A 17076-nucleotide genomic window follows, 5' to 3' on the forward strand; every position below is an offset into this window, starting at 1 on the left:
GCTACCTTCGGCGTCGTGCTCGAATCAGCGCGAATCACCGTGGCAGCCGTGTTGATCGCCTTCTCCGTGACGGCGGCGGTCTTCTTCAACTACTAGAACCACGCCATGACCACGGCCGGGGACGCCGCGAGGAAGCTGAACCGCGCGAAACGGCCCACCATGCCGGTGGCCACGAACATCAGCGTGGACATGCCCGCGAGCCCGGCGAGCACGCTCGTCGCCATGAACGGCGGCACTCCGACCAGCGCGCTCACGCCGTGGGTGCCCGCCATCCAGTTCGGGTGCGCACGGCACTTCACGTGGATCCAGTCGCCCCAGCGGTACATCCGCGTGCCGGGGCCGAACCAGCGCCGCAGCCGCGACGGCTTGTCGCTCGGCTTGCGGTGCAGGAACTTCGGCAGGTGGATGTCGCCGCGCGCCGCGTAGAAGTACAGCAGCTTGCCCAGCACCTGGCCGACCGCGACCGAGAGGCCGACGATCCAGAACGACGTGTCCGGCCAGCGCGCGCAAAGTCCCAGGACGAACATCTCGATGCTGATCAGGGGAACGATGGCTGAGCCGAGCGCGACCCCGAAGGTGAGGGCGACCAAGGCGAGCACCCGGCCGAGGTTACACAGATCTCAGTCGCCGAGTCGGACCGCGAGCGGACCGGACACCCGGATCTCGCGCAGGGGGCGCCCGCCCGCGTCCAACGTGCGCACGGTGCCGTCCCCCGTCCAGCCCAGTCGCTCGTAGAAGTTCTTGGACGCCTTGTCGGCCTCCGGCACCCACGCGATCCCCCGCGTGGCACCGGTGTCCTCCAGCCGCCTCCCGGCCTCCGCGAGCAGCCGCGTGCCGTGCCCCCGCCTGCCCCAGCGCGGTTCCACGAGGACGCTGACGAGCGCCGTGGTCTCCGCGTCCTCGGGCAGCGACCCGTCCGCCCTGGCCACTTCCTCCTGCGGCGCCTTGCTCGCCACGGCGAACCCGACCGTCCACTCCCCCTCGGTCGCCTTCAGCACCGCTCCCAACTGAATGGCGCTGGACCACGCCTCGTCGGTGTCGAGCGCGTCGAGCACCTCCGGCGGGAGGAGCTGCGCGTAGGCGAGCCGCCACGTCTCCCGATGGATGCGGACGATCTCCGGAAGATCAGCAGCGGTGGCGATGTCCACGCCGGCGTCGGCCATGAACGCACCCTATCGACGTCGAATTGTCAGGGGTGCGTGGCACCATCGCGCACGTGCAGAGGATGAGTGCGGACGTGGCCCGTCGAATCGCGCTGGGAGCCCAGGGCTTCACCGACCTGAGGCCGTCCGCGGCCACCCGCAGACACCTGCAACGCGTCCTGTCCCGCGTGCAGCTCCTGCAGATCGACTCGGTGAACGTCGCCGTGCGCGCGCACTACATGCCGCTGTTCTCCCGCCTGGGCGCCTACTCGCCCTCACTGCTGGACGAGGCCGCCTGGACGGACTCGCCCCGAAAGCCCCGCATGCTCGTGGAGACCTGGGCCCACGAAGCCTCTCTCGTCCCCGTCGCCGACTGGCCCCTGTTCCACTCGGGCGCGAAGAAGCGCGGCTGGTGGCAGAACTACCAGACCATCCTCGAACGCTCCCCCCAGCTGGTGGACGACGTCCTGGCCGCCGTGAAGGAACTGGGCCCCATCGGCGCCGGCGCCCTGGAGAAGGCCCTCATGGGCGACCGCGGCCGCGCGAAGGGCCCGTGGTGGGACTGGTCCGAGGTCAAGCGCATCTGCGAGGTCCTCTTCGGCGTCGGGGTCCTCACCACCGGCACCCGCCGTTCGTTCGAACGCCTCTACGACCTGACCGAGCGCGTGATCCCGGCCGAGGTGCTGGCGCAGCAGTGGACTCCCGAGTCCGGCGCCCGCGAACTGGTGCTGCGCTCCGCCGTCGCTTTGGGAGTGGCGACCGAACCTGATCTGCGCGACTACTACCGGTTGGACCCTCGCCGCTCGCAGGCCGCCGTCGCTTCGCTGGTGTCGGACGGTGTGCTGGAGCCCGTGGCCGTCGACGGGTGGAAGGGCGTCGGGTACCGGCACGTCGAGGCTCGTGTGCCGCGACGGGTCGTGGGGCGGGCGTTGCTGTGCCCGTTCGATCCGCTGATCTGGGAGCGGGCCCGGACCGAGCGGATCTTCGGGTTCCGGTACCGCATCGAGATCTACGTGCCGGAGCCCAAGCGGGTGCACGGGTATTACGTGTTCCCGTTCCTGTTGGACGGTTCGCTGGTGGGGCGGGTGGACATCAAGGCTGATCGGGCGGCGGGGGTGCTGCGGGTGCAGTCGGCCTGGGCCGAGCCCGGGGTGGATCGTGCCCGGGTCGCCGTGGAGTTGGCGGCGGAGTTGCGGCACATGGCCGAGTGGATGGGGCTGGAGGAGGTTCTGGTGGTGCAGAAGGGGGATCTGGCGGCGGAGCTGATCGCCGCGGTGATCAACGGGTAGCTCGGCACGCATGCTGGGAACCCGATGGTGTCAGCGGCGCACAGGAGGTCAGGCATGAGTGGCGAGACACCGGACGGGCCACAGGACACCATCGGTGCCGCCAAGGTCGTGCGCCCGCGGCTCAGCTCCGGGGTGCAAACGGCGGTGATCCTCGTCGTGGGCGTGCCGACTGCAGTGCTCCTGGGCGTGATCCCGATCGTGGTCCTCGCCTCGGACGGCGACACGGCCACCAAGATGAGCGTGGTGCAGGCCGCTGCCTCGTGGTGGACGGCAGTCGCCGCCTTGATCGCGGTGGCGGTCGCCCTGGTCGCTTACAGGAACAGCCTCCAGCGGCCAGACCTCGTGCTGGTTGCGAGCAACTCGCTCAGTGTCATCAAGCTGAGGCTGACGAACACCGGGAACGCCAGTGCGCTCAGGCCTGTCGTGCGACTGCGCGTGGGAAACGAGGGCGTCTTCCACCGGGAAGGCCTGAACCAGGGCTGGGCCCACGAAGAGTTCGGGCAGGACGGCTACTTCGGAGCTCTGACGTGGTACGGGGTCGGCACCGTGATCTATCCGGGTTTCACCCTCGATCTACCGCCTCTGACCCTGGACGAATCCGCCGACCTGCGAGCGGTTCGGAACTGGCCTGTCACCGCGACGTGGATCTGCGAGGGCGGCCAGCGCAAGGAGCAGCACTTCGGGTTCACGCTCCCGTCAGCACGCTGACGCAGGGGTACCCCCTGACCGGGAACCCCTGCGTTTCACCGTACTCAGCACCACCGACAAGATCAGGCGTGCAGCTCGATCGCCTTCCGCATCGTCTCCCGCGCCCGCCCGCGATCCCCCGCGATGTCGTACGCGTAGGCCAGCCGGAACCAAGCCCGCCAGTCCTCGGGCGCAGCCTCGACCTCGGCCCGCCGCTCCTCGAACCACGAGTCAGCGGCATCCCGATCCACCCGCCCGGACGGACGGCGCGGCAGGTGCGACACGTCGGGCAGCAGCCCGTCCGCGTCCAGCTCGCGGGCCATCTTCTCCGTCTCCCACCCGAACCGCAGGTTGGAGTACACGAGCCACACCCCGAGCAACGGCAGGATCAGCACACCGACGCCCAGCAGCACACCGACCACCTCACCGGTCCGCAGCAAGGCGACCGCACGACCGGTGAGCAGCACGAAGTAGACCGCGAGTGCCGCGATCAGCACCGCGACGGTGATGCGGACCTTCACAGGTCGAGGTACTTGTCGAGGCCGACGGCCAGGCCGGGGCGCGACACGATCTCCCGCACGCCCAGCACCACGCCGGGCATGAAGGACGTGCGGTGCAACGAGTCCTGGCGGATCGTCAGGGTCTCGCTCTCGCCGCCGAACACGACCTCCTGGTGCGCGATCATCCCGGAGATCCGCAGCGAGTGGACCCGCACGCCGTCGACCAGAGCGCCTCGGGCACCCGGCTCCTCGACAGTGGTCGCGTCGGGCATCGGGTCCATGCCGGACCGGGCCGCCGCGATCAGGCGGGCGGTGTGGGCGGCCGTGCCCGAAGGGGCGTCGGCCTTGCGCGGGTGGTGCAGCTCGATGATCTCGGCCGACTCGTAGTAGCGGGCCGCGATCTCCGAGAAGCGCATCAGCAGGACGGCGCCGATGCCGAAGTTCGGAGCGATGAGCACGCCGACGTCCGAACGACCCTCGAGCAGCGCGGAAACCGCGTCCAGCTTGGGCTGGTCGAAGCCGGAAGTGCCGACGACGCAGTGGATTCCGGCGGCGACGCAGAACGCGAGGTTGTCCATCACGACGTCGGGGTGCGTGAAGTCGACGACGACCTGGACGCCCGCGTCCACGAGCGACGACAACGGGTCGTCGGCGTCGATGGCCGCGACGACCTCCATGTCCTTCGCGGCCTCGACCGCGCGGACCACCTCGGCGCCCATGCGGCCCCGCGCGCCGAGAACTCCGACGCGAATCATGCAATCACCTCGTGTACCTGGTCCGGCAGATCGTCGGCGTGATCGTAAGGGCCGACCACCGCCGCGGCGACGGGTCGGCGCAGCAGATCACGTGCGAGCAGCGCCACTTCGTCGGCGGAGACGGCGTCGATGCGCGCCAGCGTGTCCTCCACGCTGAGGTGGTCGCCGTAGTTCAGTTCGGACTTGCCGATGCGCGACATCCGGGAGCTGGTGTCCTCCAGGCCCAGGACGAGGGCACCGCGCAGCTGGCCCTTGCCGCGCGCCACCTCGGCGTCGGACAGGCCGCCGCGGGCGACGTCGACGAGCACCTCGCGGATCACGCCGGCGGTCTCGCCGAGGCGATCGGGCTGGCAGCCCGCGTAGACGGCGAACGTGCCGGTGTCCGCGTACAGGCCGACCGACGAGTACACCTGGTACGCCAGGCCCCGCCGCTCGCGCACTTCCTGGAACAGCCGGGAGCTCATGCCGCCGCCGATGGCCGCGTTCAGGACGTTCAACGCGAACCGGCGCTCGTCGTGGCGGTCCAGGCCCTTCATGCCGAGCATGAGGTGCGCCTGCTCGGTGTCGTCGGTGTGCAGCACCAGCTTGCGGGCGTCGGCGATGCGCGCGCGACCCGCTCGTGGCGCCACCGCGCTGCCCTCCCGCGACAGCCGGTCGCCGACGGCCTTGCGCACCAGGCGCATGACGTGCGCGTGCTCGATGTTGCCGGCGACGGCGAACACCATGCGCGGCAACGTGTAGCGCTTCTTGTAGAACGAGAACAGGTTGTCCCGCTGCATGTCCTGAATGGACTTCTCGGTGCCGAGGACGGGGCGGCCCAGCGCGTGGTCGCCGAACATCGCCTCGATGAACGCGTCGTGCAGCAGGTCTTCCGGGTCGTCGTCGCGCATCGCGATCTCTTCGAGCACGACACCGCGTTCGGTCTCGAAGTCACGCGGACCGCAGATGGCCTCGAACACCACGTCCGCGACCAGGTCCACCGCCAACGGCAGATCTTCGTCCAGGACGTGCGCGTAGTAGCAGGTGTGCTCCTTCGCGGTGAACGCGTTCAGCTCGCCGCCGACCGCGTCGATCTCCTCCGCGATGGCAGCGGCAGACCGGCGCGAAGTTCCCTTGAACAGCAGGTGTTCCAGGTAGTGCGCGGCACCCGCGACCTCGGGCCGTTCGTCACGGGACCCGACCTGCACCCACAGCCCGACCGAGGCGGACCGCACGCTCGGGATGCGCTCGGTGATGACGCGCAGGCCCGACGGCAGCATGCTGCGCCGCACCTCGGACCCCGCGGACATCTCCAGCACCCGCGTGCTGCCGGGCTTCTGGAGGTGGCCCGGCGTCGCAGTACGCGGACGGCCGCGGGTGGGTGCACCCGCGGCCGTCACGTTGTTGCTCGTCGCACTCACTGCGCGGGAGCCGCCTCAGCAGCCTCGGTGGCCTCGACGGCCTCCGGGGCGTCAGCCGGCTTCGCCGCGTCGTCCTCGTTCACGACGACGAGGCTGATCTTGCCGCGCTGGTCGATGTCGGCGATCTCGACGCGGAGCTTGTCGCCGACCTTGACGACGTCCTCCACCTTCGCGATGCGCTTGCCGTTGCCCAGCTTCGAGATGTGGACGAGGCCGTCCTTGCCGGGCAGCAGCGAGACGAACGCGCCGAACGCGGCCGTCTTCACCACGGTGCCCAGGAAGCGCTCGCCGACCTTCGGCAGCTGCGGGTTCGCGATCGCGTTGATCATGCCGATCGCGGCCTCGGCCGAGGGGCCGTCCGCCGCACCGACGTAGATCGTGCCGTCGTCCTCGATGGAGATGTCGGCACCGGTCTGCTCGGTGATCGAGTTGATCATCTTGCCCTTCGGGCCGATGACCTCGCCGATCTTGTCGGTCGGGATCTTGACCGACGTCACGCGCGGAGCGAAGGCGCTCATCTCGTCCGGGTCGGAGATGGCCTCGGCCATGACCTCGAGGATCGTGTAGCGAGCGTCGCGCGCCTGGCCGAGGGCCTGCGCGAGAACCTCGGACGGGATGCCGTCGAGCTTCGTGTCGAGCTGCAGCGCCGTCACGAACTCCTTGGTGCCCGCGACCTTGAAGTCCATGTCGCCGAACGCGTCCTCGGCACCGAGGATGTCGGTCAGCGCCACGTAGCGGGTCTCACCGTCGACCTCGTCGGAGACGAGACCCATCGCGATGCCGGAGACCGGCGCCTTCAGCGGGACACCCGCGTTGAGCAGCGACAGGGTCGACGCGCAGACCGAGCCCATGGACGTCGAGCCGTTGGAGCTCAGCGCCTCGGACACCTGGCGGATCGCGTAGGGGAACTCCTCGCGCTTGGGCAGCACGGGCATGATCGCCCGCTCGGCCAGCGCGCCGTGGCCGATCTCGCGGCGCTTCGGCGAACCCACGCGGCCGGTCTCACCGGTCGAGTAGGGCGGGAAGTTGTAGTGGTGCAGGTAGCGCTTGTGCGTCTCGGGAGCCAGCGAGTCGATCTGCTGCTCCATGCGCAGCATGTTCAGCGTGGTGACACCCAGGATCTGGGTCTCGCCGCGCTCGAACAGCGCCGAACCGTGCGTCCTCGGGATCACGGCCACCTCGGCGCCGAGGTCACGGATGTCCGTGAGGCCGCGGCCGTCGATGCGGACGTTGTCGCGCAGGATGCGCTGGCGCACGAGCTTCTTGGTCAGCGAGCGGAACGCGGCGCCGACCTCCTTCTCGCGACCCTCGAACTGCTCGGCCAGCTTCTCGAGCGTGGCGGCCTTGACCTCGTCGAGCTTGGACTCGCGCTCGGCCTTGCCCGCGATGGTCAGCGCCTGCGCGAGCTCGCCCGACGCGGACGACTCGACGGCCTCGAACGCGTCGGCCTGGTAGGCCGGGTACGTCGGGAACTCGCCGGTGGCCTTCGCGGCGACCTGGGCGAGCTGCGCCTGGGCCTCGCAGAGGACCTTGATGAACGGCTTGGAGGCCTCGAGGCCCGCGGCCACGACCTCCTCGGTCGGGGCGGTGGCGCCCTCGGCGATCATGTCGATCACGTTGTCGGTGGCCTCGGCCTCGACCATCATGATCGCGACGTCGCCGGACTCGACCACGCGGCCCGCGACGACCATGTCGAACACGGCCTTCTCGAGCTGCTCGTAGGTCGGGAACGCGACCCACTGGCCCTCGATGAGCGCCACGCGGACGCCACCGATCGGACCGGAGAACGGCAGACCCGCGAGCTGCGTCGACGCGGACGCGGCGTTGATCGCCACGACGTCGTACAGGTCCTTCGGGTTCAGGCTCATGACCGTGATGACGACCTGGATCTCGTTGCGCAGACCGTCCACGAAGGACGGGCGCAGCGGACGGTCGATCAGGCGGCAGGTGAGGATGGCGTCCGTGCTCGGACGACCCTCACGCCGGAAGAACGAGCCGGGGATGCGGCCCGCGGCGTACATGCGCTCCTCGACGTCCACCGTGAGGGGGAAGAAGTCGAAGTGCTCTTTGGGGTGCTTCGACGCCGTCGTGGCGCTCAGAAGCATGGTCTCGTCGTCCAGGTACGCCACCACGCTGCCGGCGGCCTGACGCGCGAGGCGCCCGGTCTCGAAGCGGATGGTGCGCGAGCCGAACTTGCCGTTGTCGATTACGGCAGACGCCTCGTGGACTTCAATGTCCGTCATATACTTGTAACTCCTCGTCTTTTGGACTCCGCACGCGCGTTTTGACGAGGCCGGTCTTCGATCGAAGTCTCCTGGGGCGTTTCCACCAGGAGGCCACTACCGAGGACCGGCGCGGAAACTGCTCCGCGCGACGCGGGTCCTGTTTTTCTTCCTCTTTGCAACCAGGGATCTGTATACACCCGGTTGTGCACCGAGGGGGAGTGACCGGCCGGTCACTCCCCCTCGGCAGAAATCACCTGCGCAGACCGAGGCGCTGGATCAGCGCGCGGTAGCGGTTGATGTCCACCTTGGTCAGGTAGTTCAGCAGACGGCGGCGACGGCCGACCATCAGCAGAAGACCACGGCGGGAGTGGTGGTCGTGCTTGTGCTGCTTGAGGTGCTCGGTGAGGTCCGCGATGCGCTTGCTCAGCAGAGCGACCTGCGCCTCGGTCGAGCCCGTGTCCGAGTCGTGCAGACCGTACTCACCGAGGATGGACTTCTTCTGATCCGTGGACAGTGCCACTAGGTACTTCTCCTACTTGTTCAGGTCCGTGCGGCCCCACGCCCGCCGAATTGCTGGCCGGGGGTAGCCGGTACTGGCCGCCACGGACCGCAGCCAGACCCAACTGCGAAGGCTATCAGGCAGAGTGCTCAGCGGCGCGCTGACGTGCGCAACCCCACCCGGTCCACGGGTGTGTAGACGCCGTTCGCGCTGCTCACCAGCACTGCTTCCGCCGGCTGCCACGGGCTGCTCAGGAACTCCGGCATCGGTTGTCCCTTGTACCCGTAGGCCACCGTCAGGTGCGCGAACCAATTGTCGTTCGCGCCCGCTGCTCGTGCCAACTGATTTAACTCGCCGTGAATTCCCGCCCACAGGACCCTGCCGCGGAAGTCGTTGAAGTTCTGGAGCCTCAGTTGCGGCACCTCGTGGCCCTCGAGAGCCCTGAAGCGTTCCTCATCAGCGGTTTCACCGTGGAAGCACAACGTGATGTGCCACTTCTCCGGTTTCGTCCACTCCAGGTCGAGATCGCGGTCCAGCACTGCGTCGAGCTCGTCGACCACGTGCCGGGGCGGGAACAGCGCGGTGAAGAACTTCACCGGGGCGGCCCCGCGGCCCGGATGGCGCGGCGGAAGAGCTCCGCGATCGCCGGGAACTCCTCGTGCAGCAGATCGGCGGCCTGCTGCAGCTCCACGCGGTCGGCGACGCGGCGCAGCACCGGGTACGCGACGCTCTCCTCGCCGTTGATCGGGAACGAGTCGCGCGACACCGTCGGCTTGGACTCGCGCACGTCGTCGAGCGCGCGCTGCAACGCCTCCGGCGCCCCGGTCGCCACGTCCGGCGTGAGGATCTTGCGCTCGAGCATGATCATCCGAGCGAGCACCGCGGGGTTGCCGATCTTGGCGCGGCGACCGCTCATCACCTGGCTGAGCATGGGGGCGCTGATCCCGAGCACGTCCGCGAGCTGCGCCTGGGACACGTTGAAGGCCACGACCAACCTGCGCACGCGGTCGCCCAGGGGCTCCCCGTACCACTCCCGTTGCAGGGCGAGGTTGCGCTGAACGATCTTGTGGTCCTCCACCTTGGCCTCTCCAGTAGCCCGCACTCTGACCCGCATCCTGCCAGCCCAGGGGCTGTCAGATGCCCACTTCGCCTGATCTGACGGTCACGACTCGGCGAGCAGTTCCCTCGTTCGGTCGACGTCGCGGTGCATTTGTTCGAGCAGGGCCTCGACGGAGTCGTACTTCTCCATCTCGCGCAGCCTGTCGACGAAGTCCACGGCGACGCGCTGGCCGTAATAGTCCTCGTCGACGTCCAGCACGAACGCCTCGACTCGCCGCTCCCGCCCGGAGAACGTCGGATTCGTCCCCACTGAGACGGCGGCCTTCAGGGTCTTGCCCTTGGCGTCGGTGAACCAGCACGCGTAGATGCCGTCCGCCGGAACGGCCGCGAACTTCGGCGTCGACAGGTTGGCGGTCGGGAACCCGAGGTCCTTGCCCCGCCCGTCGCCCTTGACGACGATCCCCTCGAGCCGGTGCGGCCTGCCCAGCGCCTCGGCCGCCGCCTTCACGTCGCCCGCGTCGATGCACGCGCGGATGTAGGTCGACGAGTAGGTCACGTCGTCAGCGGACACCAGATCAGCCCCCTCGGTCACGAATCCGAACCGCTGCCCCAGCTGACGCAGCAACGCGACGTTACCGGCAGCCTTGTGCCCGAAGGTGAAGTTCTCCCCCACCACGACGGCGGCCGCGTGCAGCTTCTCGACGAGCACCTCGTGCACGAACTCGTCCGCGGGCATCCTGCTGGTCTCCAGCGTGAACGGCACCACCACGAAGTGGTCGACGCCCAGCGCCTCGACCAGCTCCGACCGCCGGCGCAGCGTGGTGAGCTGCGCGGGGTGGCTGCCGGGGCGCACCACCTCGGACGGGTGGGGGTCGAAGGTCATCAGCACGCTCGGCAGGCCGCGCTGCTCCGCGAGGCCGACGGCGCGCCCGACCAGGGCCTGGTGGCCTTTGTGGACACCGTCGAACACGCCGATGGTCACGACGCAGCGGCCCCAGCCGCCGGGAAGGTGATCTAGTCCGCGCCAGCGTTGCACGGTGATCAGCCTACGACCCCGGACCGCCCCGGTGCCCGCCCGCCTCGCCAGGCGGGCCGGAGCCGGGCACGCCTCAGCCGGCGGGGCTCAGCACCACGACGGGTTTGCAGGCGGTGCCCTCGTCCTTGGCCAGCGCGATGACGTGCCCGTCCGGCCCGAACACCCCGTACGTCCCGTCGATCCCGCCCGCGCGCAGCCGCTGCCCGTGCGACAGCGCGGACGCCTCGTTCGGGTCGATCTCCCGGCGCGGGAACGCCGTCGCGACCGCCGAGTCGAGGTCCAGCGACAGCCCCGGCGTCTCCTCCAGCTGCTCGAGCGTCTTGGCCACGCGGAGGTCGAACGGGCCGACCCTGGTGCGCCGCAACGCCCCCAGGTGCCCGCCGACGCCCAGCGCGGCGCCCAGGTCGCGGGCCAGCGCGCGCACGTAGGTGCCGGACGAGCACTCGACCATCACGTCCAGCAGCACCTGCTTGTCCTCACGGCGCGAGAACAACACGTCGAACCGGTGCACGGTCACGGGGCGTGCGGGGATCTCGACGTCCTCACCCGCGCGCACACGGGCGTAGGCGCGCTTGCCGTCGATCTTCACCGCGGAGACGGACGACGGCACCTGCTGGATCGGGCCGGTCAGCTTCGCGATCTCGGCCGCGATCGCGTCGTCGGCGACACCGGAGGCGTCCTCAGTGGACAGCACCTCGCCCTCGGCGTCGTCCGTGGTGGTCGAAGCGCCCAGCACGATCGTCGCGAGGTAGGCCTTGCTGTCGAGCGCCAGATGACCGAGGAGCTTCGTCGCGCGCTCGATGCCGAGCACGAGCACGCCGGTCGCCATCGGGTCCAGCGTGCCGGCGTGCCCGACCTTGCGGGTGCCGAGGATCCTGCGCACACGCGCCACCACGTCGTGCGAGGTCATGCCGTCCGGCTTGTCGACGACGACCAGGCCCGGTGCAACAGAGGGTTTCACGGCGAGAAAGCTTAAGCGACGTTCAGAGCGTCCCAACGCCGACGCCGGATCTGCACCGGCACGGTCTCCCCGCGCTCCTCCGCTTCGAACACGGCAGCACGTGCGCGACGCCACCACACGAGCATCCGCCAGCCGCCCACCACGAGCACCAGAACGCAGAAGCTCAACGCGATGCGGAACGCCGACACGGGCGCCAGAACGCCCTCGAGGAGGTCCAGCAGCACACCAACACCCAGTGCCGTCACGGTCACGGCGAGGAAGCCCCCGACGTTGACCAGGCCGCTGGCGGTGGACTGGCGGTGCGACGGGTTGTAGTCACGCGCGAGGGCGAACGCCACGCCCGAAATCGGCCCACCGACGGTCAGCACGAGGAACACCACGGCGATGACCGGCCCCGGCACGTGCCCGCCCGGCCACAGCAGCAGCACGGCCCAGCCGGTCAGGGCGAACCCCAGGAACCCGACGGACATCGGCATGCGCCACTCGGGGTTGCGCGAGAACAGCCCGCCGACGATCGGGCTCGCCACGATCGCGCCGATGACGAGCAGGCCCAGGGTCGAGGACGCGGCACGTGCCGACATCCCCTGCGCCTGCACGAGGTACGGGTAGCCCCACAGCAGACCGATCACGGCCGGCGTCGACATCGTGCTGAAGTGCGCCCAGAACCCGAGTCGGGTGCCGGGGACGCTCCACGCCTGCCGCACCTTCGGCCAGATCTTGCGCAACGGCACGACTTCCGGCTTCGGAGCGGTGAAACCCGTGGGCACGTCACGCACCCGCAGGAACGCCACGACCGAGTACAGCGCGGTGAGCCCGCCCGCGACGAGGAACGCCCACGTCCACCCGACCGAGCCGAGCAGCAGCGTCAGCGGCACGGTGGCGACGAGGTTGCCGACACCGCCGATCGCGGCGGTGACCGCCACGACGAGCGAGTACTGGCGCGGCGGGAAGTGCGTCGCGACCAGGCGGATCACGCTGATGAACGTCATCGCGTCGCCCATGCCGAGCACGGCGCGCGCGGTGAGCCCGAGCGCGTACGAGTCGGCGACGGCGAAGAGCACCTGGCCCGTGCCCATGAGCAGGGCGGCGACTGTGAGCACGCGGCGCGGCCCGTAGCGGTCGACGAGCAGGCCGGTGGGGATCTGCATGAGGGCGTAGACGCCGATCTGCAGCACGGTGAAGACACCGAGCTGAGCGGGTCCGAGCCCGAAGCGTTCGCTCGCCTCCAGTCCGGCCACACCGAGCGTGGTGCGGTGGAAGAGCGCGGCGAAGTAGACGAAGACGGCGGTGGTCCAGATCAGCCACGAGGTTCGGGTGGCGCGATCGACCGGCGGCAAGACGGCACTCCCCAGGTTGGACGGGCAGATATTAGTTACATCGCCTAAACAACCTTCTTGGTAACGATTTCATGCCGTGAGGTCGGACACAGCGCCTAACGAACAGCGCCTTCGACCGCCCACTCCCCCGATCGTGTGCGCCACACCACGGCCAGCAGCCGCAGTACCATGAACGCCGACAGGCCCGTCCAGATGCCGACCAGGCCCCAGCCGAAGGCGAGCGAGGCCCACACCAGCGGCAGGAACCCGATCACCGCCGAGCCGAGCGTCGCGGTCCGCATGAACTTCACGTCACCGGCGCCCAGCAGCACACCGTCCAACGCGAACACCACACCCGCGATCGGTTGCAGCGCAACGAAGAACCACCACGCGTTCGGAATCTCACCGAGCACGCCCGCGTCCGTCGTGAACGCCCGCGGCAGCACGGTCACGAGCGAGGCGAACACGATCCCCAGACCGATGCCGAACACCAGCCCGTACCGCGTGATCTGCCACGCGAGCCTCTCGGCCTGCCTGCGCTTCGACGCCCCGAGTGCCGCGCCGACGAGCGACTGCGCGGCGATGGCGAGTGAGTCGAGCACAAGTGCGAGGAACGTCCACAACTGCAGCACGATCTGATGCGCACCCAACGCCCCGACGGACGTCCGTGCCGCCACAGACGCGGCGCTGATGAAGCACGCCTGGAACGCCAAGCTCCGCAGCACCAGATCGCGTCCCATGCCGAGCTGCGCGCGCATGGCGGTCCACTGCGGCCTCAACGACACGTGCTCCGCGAACAACGCCTTGAAGAAGAGTCCGGCCGAGAGCACCTGCGCCACGACGTTCGCGACCGCGGAGCCCTCGAGCCCCCACCCGGCGCCGTACACGAGCGCGGGACACAGCACCGCGCTGATGCCGTTGCCGATCAGGATGTACTTCAACGGCCGTTTCGTGTCCTGGACGCCGCGCATCCACCCGTTGCCGGCCATCGTCACGAGGATGAACGGCGCGCCGAACAACGCGATGCGCACCCACTCCACCGCCGCGTCCGCCACGGCACCGGGTCCGGCGAGCAGCTCGGCCAGCGGCCGCGCGAACAGCTGCCCCAGCAGCACCACGAGCACACCGGCGGCGAGCGCCAGCCACGTCGCCTGAACGCCCTCCTCGACGGCCTCCTGACGCCGCCCGGCGCCGTGCAACCGAGCCGTGCGCGCCGTCGTGCCGTACGACAGGAACGTCAGCTGCGTCGACACCTGCGTGAGCAGCACACCGCCGAGAGCGAGCCCAGCGAGCGGCAACGCCCCCAGGTGGCCCACGACCGCCGTGTCGACGAGCACGTACAACGGCTCGGCCGCCAGCACCCCGAGTGCGGGCACCGCCAGCCCGATGACCCGCCGAGCGGGAACCCGATCCTCCACCCGATGAACCTAAGCTTTGCGAAGCTCTTTCGTCCGGTGACGGCGGCCACTCACGACCGTTGGGGCAGCCCGAACACCTGCTCGCGCGCCACGGCCAGCGCCGAGTGCAACGCCCCCGACCGCACCGGCTTCGCGGTGATCTGCGCCAGGTGCACCGGGGTCCGCGGCACGACGAGCTTCAGCAGCTCGACGGCCACGAGGTCGCACAGCGTCTCGCCGCCCGCGTGCGCCACCGCACCGGACAGCAGCACGAGCTCCGGGTCGAGCACGCACACGACGTTCGCGAGCCCGAGCGCGATCTTGTGCGCCAGCGCCGTCAGGAACGCCTTGCCCTCGGTGCCGGCGTTCAGGGCGTGCGCCACGGCCTCCAGCCCGGTCGGCTCGGAGATCCCGTACTCGGCCGCGAGCTGGACGATCGCGTCGCTGTCCACCTGGTCGCCGTAGCGGCCACCGGGCACCTGCATGGAGTCGATCTCGCCAGCGCCGCCCGTGACACCGCGCAGCAGCGTGCCGTTGACCACGACCGCCGACCCGATCTCGTCCGCGGGCCAGAACAGCACGAAGTTGCGCACCCCGGCCGCCCGGCCGGAGCTCATCTCCTCCAGCGCGGCGAGGTTGATGTCGTTCTCGATCGACACCGACGTGCCGAGCAGCTCGCGCAACGTCGACGGCAGGTCGACGGCCTCGAGGCCGGGCAGGTGCGGCGCGAACCCGAGGTGCCCGGTCGCCGGGTCGACCGCACCGGGCGTCCCGACCACGACGTGCGACAACGCCTCGAGCGTGAGCCCGGCCAGCACGGCCGCCTTCTGCACCGTCTCGCGGAAGACCCGGAGGGTGTTCTCCTTCGGCATCGGCGCGCTGTGCTCGGCCAGCAACGACCCGGTGATGTCCGCGATGGCCACGTCGATCAGCTCGGCGGACAACGCCACCGCCGCCACGTACCCGACGCCACCGTTGACGGCCCACATCTGCGCCCGAGGCCCGCGCCCGCCACCGCGCAACCCGGTGCGGACGACCATGCCGTCCTCTTCGAGCCGCGCCAGCAGCTGGGCGGTAGCGGGCTTGGAGAGCCCGATCACCTCTTCCAGCTCGGCCCGCGTCATCGCGCCGGTACCCAGCAACGTCTCGATCGCGGCCCGGTCGTTGATCTCCCGCAGCAGCCGCGGGCTTCCTGTCCTGGTCATGACCCCACCCGATCCAACGCGCCCTTGAGCGCGGCGACGACCTGCTCCGCGGCCCCGTCGAACGTGAACCCGGCCGCCAGCCGGTGCCCACCGCCCCCGAGGACCTGCGCCACCTCACGAACGTCGACCCGGCTCACGGCCCGCAGCGACACGGACCAGAACCCCGGCCTGAGCTCCTTCAACACCGCTGCGACCTCGGCCTCGGAGGTCGAGCGCACCACGTCGATCACGCTCTCCACCTCCTCGCTGCGCACCCCACGTGCGTCATCGAGGCTCACGACCGCATGCGCCAGCCCCAGGCCGTGCGCGGCCTTCGGGTCAAGCTCCGCCTTGGCCAGCACGCGCGACAACATGCCGAGGTACGCGAACGGATGCGCGTCCATCAACGGCCGTGTGACGGCGTAAGCGTCCACTCCGGTCTCCAGCAGCCGCGCGGCGATCTTGTGCGCCTCCGGGCCGGCCTTGCGAAAGCCGCCGGTGTCGGTCACGAGTCCGGCGTAGAGGCACCGCGCGATGGGCTCGTCGATCTCGACGTCCATCTCGTCGAGCAGTTTGAGCGCGATCAGGGCCGTGGCCTCCGCCTGCGCGTCGATGCAGTGCAACGTCCCGTACCGCGTGTTCGACACGTGGTGGTCGACGACGACGACGGGACCGCGGCAGTTCGCGACGCGATCGCCGAGCGGCCCGAGCCGTTGCACGCTGCCGGTGTCCATGACGACCAGGAACTCGGGCGCCTGTGGCACCTCGTCGCGGTGGACGAGCAACCCCGCCGTGTCCAGCGCCTTCAGGCTCTCGGGCACGGCCTCCGGGTCACCGAAGGCGACCCGCACCGCCACACCGCGCCGCTGCAGCGCGAGCCCCACCGCCAAAGCACTCCCGAGCGTGTCGGCGTCGGGGTTGATGTGACTGAGGAGGGTCACATCACGGGCGCCGGCCAGCAACCGCGCGGCCTCGGCGATGGTGGTGCTCAGGTCGTCTGCCACAGGGAGACGTTAGCCGTTGACCGTCTGAAAGTGCGGTGCGGCACCCTCGGACAAGACAGTTTCCATCCGATTCCGGCGCCTGTGTGCCGAGTGGACGATCCGCGAAAACCGAAAGGCGGACACGCCGAAACGTGTCCGCCCTGGTCGAGAGCAGAGGACTCAGTCCTCGTCGTCGTCCTCGCGAGGCGCCTTGTACGGGTCGGCCTCGCCCGCCGGAGCGGCCCCGACGGCCCGCCGAGCGACCTCGGCGTCCGCTGCCTGGGCCTTCGCCAGCAGTTCGTCCATCTTCCTGGCCGCGTCCGGCACGGTGTCGGTCATGAACGTCAGCGTGGGCGTGAACCGCACACCGGTCTGCGCCCCGACCATGGACCGCAACACGCCCTTGGCCTTCTCGAGGGCGGCAGCGGCACCGGCGTAATCGGGTTCGACGTCCAGCCGCTCGCCGAGAACGGTGTAGTACACGGTCGCGTCGTGCAGGTCCCCGGTCACCTTGGTGTCGGTGATCGTGACGCGCGCCAGACGCGGGTCCTTCACCTCGTGCTCCAGAGCCGAAGCGACGATCTGCGAGATCCGCTTGGCGAGCTTGCGGGCACGTGCCGTGTCGGCCACGAGCCTCCCCTTC

18 protein-coding genes are annotated in these 17076 nt (G+C 69.7%); 2 read left to right on the top strand and 16 right to left on the bottom strand.

Going from position 1 to position 17076, the window contains the following annotated elements:
• Nucleotides 1–92 precede the first annotated feature (92 nt).
• Together IE307_RS31055 and IE307_RS31060 are read right to left on the bottom strand one after the other, a co-directional pair.
• A complete protein-coding gene (locus IE307_RS31055) occupies nucleotides 93–599 on the bottom strand; it encodes a YqaA family protein (protein WP_191302946.1) in 507 nt (168 codons plus the stop codon).
• 21 nt (nucleotides 600–620) lie between these two features.
• Complete coding sequence (locus tag IE307_RS31060; RefSeq protein ID WP_191302947.1) at nucleotides 621–1163, bottom strand: GNAT family N-acetyltransferase; 543 nt, start codon at nucleotides 1161–1163, stop codon at nucleotides 621–623.
• Nucleotides 1164–1225: 62 nt separating this feature from the next.
• Here IE307_RS31060 and IE307_RS31065 point away from each other — a divergent pair, with 62 nt between their 5' ends.
• Together IE307_RS31065 and IE307_RS31070 are read left to right on the top strand one after the other, a co-directional pair.
• The gene (locus IE307_RS31065; RefSeq protein WP_191303095.1) at nucleotides 1226–2431 is read left to right on the top strand and encodes a winged helix-turn-helix domain-containing protein; all 1206 of its coding nucleotides are present in this window, start codon (nucleotides 1226–1228) and stop codon (nucleotides 2429–2431) included.
• A gap of 54 nt (nucleotides 2432–2485) precedes the next feature.
• The gene (locus IE307_RS31070; protein ID WP_191302948.1) at nucleotides 2486–3139 is read left to right on the top strand and encodes a hypothetical protein; all 654 of its coding nucleotides are present in this window, start codon (nucleotides 2486–2488) and stop codon (nucleotides 3137–3139) included.
• Nucleotides 3140–3201: 62 nt separating this feature from the next.
• Here IE307_RS31070 and IE307_RS31075 read toward each other — a convergent pair whose 3' ends face one another.
• From IE307_RS31075 to rbfA, 14 genes are all read right to left on the bottom strand, one after another.
• A complete protein-coding gene (locus tag IE307_RS31075) occupies nucleotides 3202–3639 on the bottom strand; it encodes a tetratricopeptide repeat protein (RefSeq protein ID WP_191302949.1) in 438 nt (145 codons plus the stop codon).
• A complete protein-coding gene (gene dapB / locus IE307_RS31080; protein ID WP_191302950.1) occupies nucleotides 3636–4373 on the bottom strand; it encodes a 4-hydroxy-tetrahydrodipicolinate reductase in 738 nt (245 codons plus the stop codon). Before dapB ends, IE307_RS31075 begins: the two co-directional genes overlap by 4 nt.
• A complete protein-coding gene (locus IE307_RS31085; RefSeq protein ID WP_191303096.1) occupies nucleotides 4370–5662 on the bottom strand; it encodes a M16 family metallopeptidase in 1293 nt (430 codons plus the stop codon). Before IE307_RS31085 ends, dapB begins: the two co-directional genes overlap by 4 nt.
• Nucleotides 5663–5769: 107 nt before the next feature.
• Nucleotides 5770–8016, bottom strand: coding sequence for a polyribonucleotide nucleotidyltransferase (locus IE307_RS31090; RefSeq protein ID WP_191302951.1), 2247 nt, complete (start codon nucleotides 8014–8016; stop codon nucleotides 5770–5772).
• Between the two features lie 232 nt (nucleotides 8017–8248).
• Nucleotides 8249–8518 (bottom strand): 30S ribosomal protein S15, encoded by a 270-nt coding sequence (rpsO, locus tag IE307_RS31095; RefSeq protein WP_045318466.1) that lies wholly within the window; start codon nucleotides 8516–8518, stop codon nucleotides 8249–8251.
• Between the two features lie 128 nt (nucleotides 8519–8646).
• Complete coding sequence (locus IE307_RS31100) at nucleotides 8647–9093, bottom strand: 2'-5' RNA ligase family protein (RefSeq protein WP_191302952.1); 447 nt, start codon at nucleotides 9091–9093, stop codon at nucleotides 8647–8649.
• Nucleotides 9090–9575 (bottom strand): helix-turn-helix domain-containing protein, encoded by a 486-nt coding sequence (locus IE307_RS31105; protein WP_191303097.1) that lies wholly within the window; start codon nucleotides 9573–9575, stop codon nucleotides 9090–9092. The genes IE307_RS31100 and IE307_RS31105 overlap by 4 nt, the downstream gene beginning before the upstream one ends.
• An 84-nt stretch (nucleotides 9576–9659) precedes the next feature.
• Nucleotides 9660–10592 carry a bifunctional riboflavin kinase/FAD synthetase gene (locus IE307_RS31110; protein ID WP_191302953.1) on the bottom strand — a complete coding sequence of 311 codons (933 nt, stop codon included), beginning with the start codon at nucleotides 10590–10592 and terminating at the stop codon, nucleotides 9660–9662.
• Between the two features lie 73 nt (nucleotides 10593–10665).
• Entirely contained in the window at nucleotides 10666–11553 is an 888-nt protein-coding gene (truB, locus tag IE307_RS31115; protein WP_268250429.1) for a tRNA pseudouridine(55) synthase TruB, read from the bottom strand.
• A gap of 11 nt (nucleotides 11554–11564) precedes the next feature.
• Nucleotides 11565–12890, bottom strand: a complete 1326-nt coding sequence (locus IE307_RS31120) for an MFS transporter (RefSeq protein WP_191302954.1) — start codon at nucleotides 12888–12890, stop codon at nucleotides 11565–11567.
• A 95-nt stretch (nucleotides 12891–12985) separates the two neighbouring features.
• Nucleotides 12986–14287, bottom strand: coding sequence for an MATE family efflux transporter (locus tag IE307_RS31125; RefSeq protein WP_191302955.1), 1302 nt, complete (start codon nucleotides 14285–14287; stop codon nucleotides 12986–12988).
• A 50-nt stretch (nucleotides 14288–14337) separates the two neighbouring features.
• Nucleotides 14338–15471, bottom strand: coding sequence for an ROK family transcriptional regulator (locus IE307_RS31130; RefSeq protein ID WP_191302956.1), 1134 nt, complete (start codon nucleotides 15469–15471; stop codon nucleotides 14338–14340).
• The gene (locus IE307_RS31135) at nucleotides 15468–16454 is read right to left on the bottom strand and encodes a DHH family phosphoesterase (protein ID WP_191302957.1); all 987 of its coding nucleotides are present in this window, start codon (nucleotides 16452–16454) and stop codon (nucleotides 15468–15470) included. Before IE307_RS31135 ends, IE307_RS31130 begins: the two co-directional genes overlap by 4 nt.
• A 159-nt stretch (nucleotides 16455–16613) precedes the next feature.
• Nucleotides 16614–17063, bottom strand: a complete 450-nt coding sequence (rbfA, locus tag IE307_RS31140; RefSeq protein WP_191302958.1) for a 30S ribosome-binding factor RbfA — start codon at nucleotides 17061–17063, stop codon at nucleotides 16614–16616.
• Between the last annotated feature and the right edge of the window lie 13 nt (nucleotides 17064–17076).

Origin of the sequence: Lentzea cavernae (genome assembly GCF_014653695.1) — a bacterium.
GTDB classification, from domain to species: Bacteria; Actinomycetota; Actinomycetes; order Mycobacteriales; family Pseudonocardiaceae; genus Lentzea; species Lentzea cavernae.